Source organism: Geobacillus sp. WSUCF1 (genome assembly GCF_000422025.1).
GTDB lineage: Bacteria > Bacillota > Bacilli > Bacillales > Anoxybacillaceae > Geobacillus > Geobacillus zalihae.
In genome coordinates this window covers 1-4,232 of the sequence record NZ_ATCO01000228.1, presented here as the reverse complement: position 1 = coordinate 4,232, position 4,232 = coordinate 1, and the positions used below count along the sequence as shown (strand labels likewise).

At 51.2% G+C, this 4,232-nt stretch carries 2 protein-coding genes and 1 riboswitch; both genes read left to right on the top strand.

What is annotated here, in order from left to right:
* The first annotated feature begins 276 nt into the window (after positions 1-276).
* A riboswitch (cobalamin riboswitch) is annotated at positions 277-472 on the top strand.
* 130 nt (positions 473-602) lie between these two features.
* Positions 603-2,885, top strand: a complete 2,283-nt coding sequence (locus I656_RS00765) for a ribonucleoside-diphosphate reductase subunit alpha (protein WP_033006812.1) — start codon at positions 603-605, stop codon at positions 2,883-2,885.
* A 113-nt stretch (positions 2,886-2,998) separates the two neighbouring features.
* Positions 2,999-4,039 carry a ribonucleotide-diphosphate reductase subunit beta gene (locus I656_RS00770; protein WP_020756803.1) on the top strand — a complete coding sequence of 347 codons (1,041 nt, stop codon included), beginning with the start codon at positions 2,999-3,001 and terminating at the stop codon, positions 4,037-4,039.
* The last annotated feature ends 193 nt before the right edge of the window (positions 4,040-4,232 follow it).

Genomic DNA, 4,232 nt, shown 5'->3' with positions numbered 1-4,232 from the left:
TCGTTGCATCTATATAGTTCGTTTTGATGTTCGATTTTGATGGGCGGTTGAGATTGGGCGTTTGAATCCCATTTTGCGTCCCCTCCTTCATATGATTCGTACATGGTGAATCGTAGCAAGTTTTTATGAACGAAATATGAACAAGGAACGATTTTTATGTGGAAGAGAAAATTTGATTCACTCACTCTTGCAATTTTCCCGGTTTTGGTATATGCTTGTTCCATCAGGATGCTAAATACTATATATTGGTTTTGAAGTCTTGTTGTACAACTACATATCGTTCTGCCAAGCAATGGTGTCCATCAGGACTTAATAGGGAATCCGGTGCGAATCCGGAACTGCCCCCGCAACTGTATGTGCGGACGAAATGGGATGGCCACTGGCGGCAAGAGCCGTTCGGCGCGCCGCTGGGAAGGCCCCAAAGTAGGACGATGCACGAGTCAGGAGACCTGCCTTGCTTGGAACGTTTCATGTTCTTCGGGGTGTGAGAAGATGAAACGATAGGGGAAAAGAAAAAGGGTTTCGTATGCCTTTTTTCCGTCTGTCGTTTCATCCGCTCGCCTGCCCGAGCGGATTTTTTTATGGAAGGAGAGGGGAAACGAATGACCGTATTGACGAAAATGATCATCATCGATGACCAAGGGAAGCCGGTTTCGTTTTCACGTGAAGAGTTTGCGTCGCTGATTGGGCAAGCCGCCGCTGGATTTGGCCGTCTGTCGCTTGATGAATACGTCGAGCGTGTTTGGCAGCTTCTCAGTCGAAAGGAGTCCGTCACGGTAGAACAGCTGCACCAAACGGCTATTTTGGAAGGACTTTCTTACATTGATGAAGATGAGCCGGAATGGACGTTTGTGTGCGCCCGGCTGTATTTGCAGAAACTGTACCGCGAGGCGGCACGGCAGCGCGGGTACGATGAACGCGAGCGGTATGGCGATTTCTACTCGCTGCTTGTTGCGCTGACAGAACAAGGGGTGTACAGCCCGTTCTTGCTTGAACGTTATACGAAAGAAGAAATTGATGCCATCGGTGCGTTTCTTGATCCGGAGAAGGACAAGCTGTTTACGTACATTGGGCTGCGCACGCTCGCGGATCGGTATTTGGCCCGCGATTATGAGCGACGGCTGTATGAATTGCCGCAGGAGCGGTTTTTGGTCATCGCCATGACGCTAATGGCGAATGAACCACCCAAGCGGCGCCTTGAGCTCGTGAAGGAAGCGTATTGGGCGTTAAGCAACTTATACATGACTGTGGCGACGCCGACGCTTGCTAATGCCGGGAAGTCATACGGCCAGCTGTCGAGCTGCTTTGTCGACACGGTCGATGACAGCTTGCAAGGGATTTATGACAGCAACACCGACATCGCCAACTTGTCGAAATCGGGCGGCGGCATCGGCGTTTATTTGGGGAAAATCCGTTCGCGCGGCAGCGACATTAAAGGGTTCAAAGGGGTCTCCTCCGGCGTCATCCCGTGGATGAAGCAGTTGAACAATACAGCGGTGAGCGTCGATCAGTTGGGACAGCGAAAAGGGGCCATTTCCGTCTATTTGGATGTATGGCATAAAGACATTTTTGCGTTTCTCGATGCGCGGCTCAACAACGGCGACGAACGGCTGCGGACGCATGATTTGTTCACCGGCGTTTGCATCCCTGATTTGTTCATGGAGCAAGTCGAACAGCGCGGCGACTGGTATTTGTTTGATCCGCATGAAGTGCGGAAGGTGATGGGGTTTAGCTTGGAGGATTTTTATGATGAGGAAAAAGGGTGCGGGAGTTTCCGCGAGAAATACTGGCAATGCGTCAACGAACCAAGGCTGTCGAAAGAAAAAGTGCCGGCGATCGACGTGATGAAAAGCATCATGCGCAGCCAGCTCGAGTCGGGGACGCCGTTTATGTTTTACCGCGATGAAGTGAACCGGCAAAATCCGAATCGCCATCTCGGGATGATCTACTGCAGCAACCTTTGCACGGAAATCGCGCAAAACCAAAGCCCAACGGTGATGAAGCGGCAATATGTAAAAGACGGGATGATCATCATTGAGAAAATCCCAGGCGATTTTGTCGTCTGCAATTTATCGTCGATCAACTTGGCGCGGGCGGTGACCGATGGGGTTTTAGCGCGGCTCATCCCGATTCAAATGCGGATGCTCGATAATGTCATTGATTTAAACAATATTCCGGTGCTGCAGGCCGGCCTGACGAACGAAAAATACCGCGCTGTCGGGCTTGGAACCTTTGGCTGGCATCATCTTTTGGCGTTAAAAGGTATTCGCTGGGAGTCGGAGGAAGCGGTCCGCTATGCCGACGAGCTGTATGAAACGATCGCGTATTTGGCGATTCAAGCGAGCATGGAGCTCGCCAAAGAGAAAGGGAGCTACCCGGCGTTTCCGGGGTCGGACTGGCAGACGGGCGCTTATTTTGAGCGGCGCGGCTACGAAAGCCACGGTGAATTGGATTGGGATCGGCTGAAGCAAGATGTGGCCCGCTACGGGATGCGCAACGGCTATATCATGGCCATCGCCCCGAACGCATCGACGTCGATCATCGCTGGCAGTACGGCAAGCATTGATCCCATTTTCTTAAAAGTATACGCCGAGGAAAAGAAAGATTATAAGATTCCCGTTACGGTGCCGGATTTAAACGAACAGACGACATGGTATTACAAATCGGCGTACCATATCGACCAACGTTGGAGCATCAAGCAAAACGCCGCCCGCCAGCGCCATATCGACCAAGCCATCTCCTTTAACTTCTACGTCATGAACACGATTAAGGCAAAAGAGCTGCTCGATTTACATTTGACGGCATGGAAGTCGGGGTTGAAAACGACGTATTACGTGCGTTCGACATCGGGGACGATCGACGAGTGCGATTCTTGCGCGAGCTGACCATGGGGCGCAACAAACGCCTTTGGTCGGGCTTTCCCTTCCTTGTGCGGGAGGGGCGTCCGCGGTTGGTCGCGCATCACGATACTTGAAAGAGAAAGGAAGGAATCGACACCATGACGATCCGCTTAGTCAAACGGCCGATTATGGATCCAGAGGCGCCGAACCGTTCGACGGGCATCATCAACGGCCGCTGCTCGAATGTGTTGAACTGGGACGATATCGCCTACCCATGGGCGTATGCGAAATATAAGCGAATGCTCGCCAACTTTTGGACGCCGTTTGAAATCAATATGGCCCAAGATGTGAAGCAGTTTCCGCAGCTGACCGCCCGCGAACAGGAGGCGTTTTTGAAAATCATCGGCCTGTTGGCGCTGCTTGACAGCATTCAAACCGATTACGCGGGACGTGTGGCGGATTACATTACCGATCCAAGCATCAATGCCTTGATGATCATGCTTGCCCAGCAGGAAGTCATTCACAACCATTCGTATTCGTACGTGCTCTCGAGCCTTGTGCCGAAAGCAAAGCAAGATGAAGTGTTCGACTTTTGGCGAAACGAACCGACGCTGCGCAAGCGGAACGATTTTGTGACGAACGGCTACAAGGCGTTTGCCGAAGAGCCGAATGTGGAGAACTTGCTGCGGTCGATCGTCTTTGACGTTATTTTAGAAGGATTGTTTTTCTACTCGGGGTTCGCCTTTTTCTACAACCTCGCGCGCCAGCAAAAAATGGTGGCGACGAGCACGATGATCAATTACATCAACCGTGACGAGCACATTCATGTTGATTTGTTTACAAAAATTTTCAAGGAAGTGTTGAACGAATACCCGGAGTATCGGACGCCGGAGCTTTCCGATTTTGTCCGTGAAACGTTTACGAAAGCGGCTGAGCTGGAAATCGAATGGGCCGGGGAAATCATCGGGAATGACATCGATGGCATCGACTTGGCTGATTTGGAAGCGTACATTAAGTTTTACGCCAACGTCCGCGCTCATCAGCTCGGTTTTGACCGCCCGTTTGACGGCTATCGGACGAACCCGCTCCGCTGGATTAAAGCGTATGAAGAAGTCGACCTCGGCAAATCAGACTTCTTCGAGCAAAAACCGCGCCAATATACGAAAGTGCAAGTGGATAATGGGTTTGATGAGCTGTAAGGAAAACCGCGTTGGGGCATCGTCCAACGCGGTTTTTTACCGGAAAACATGATTAACGGAGGGATTCTCGCTGCATTATACAATGGGGAAGAGAAAAGGAAAAGAGATGTTGCGGCTTGTTGTCGGACGGTAGGCTTGGGCGCCTTACCTTGGTATAATGAGAAAAAACGTCCTTGTGAACTACCCACCACCT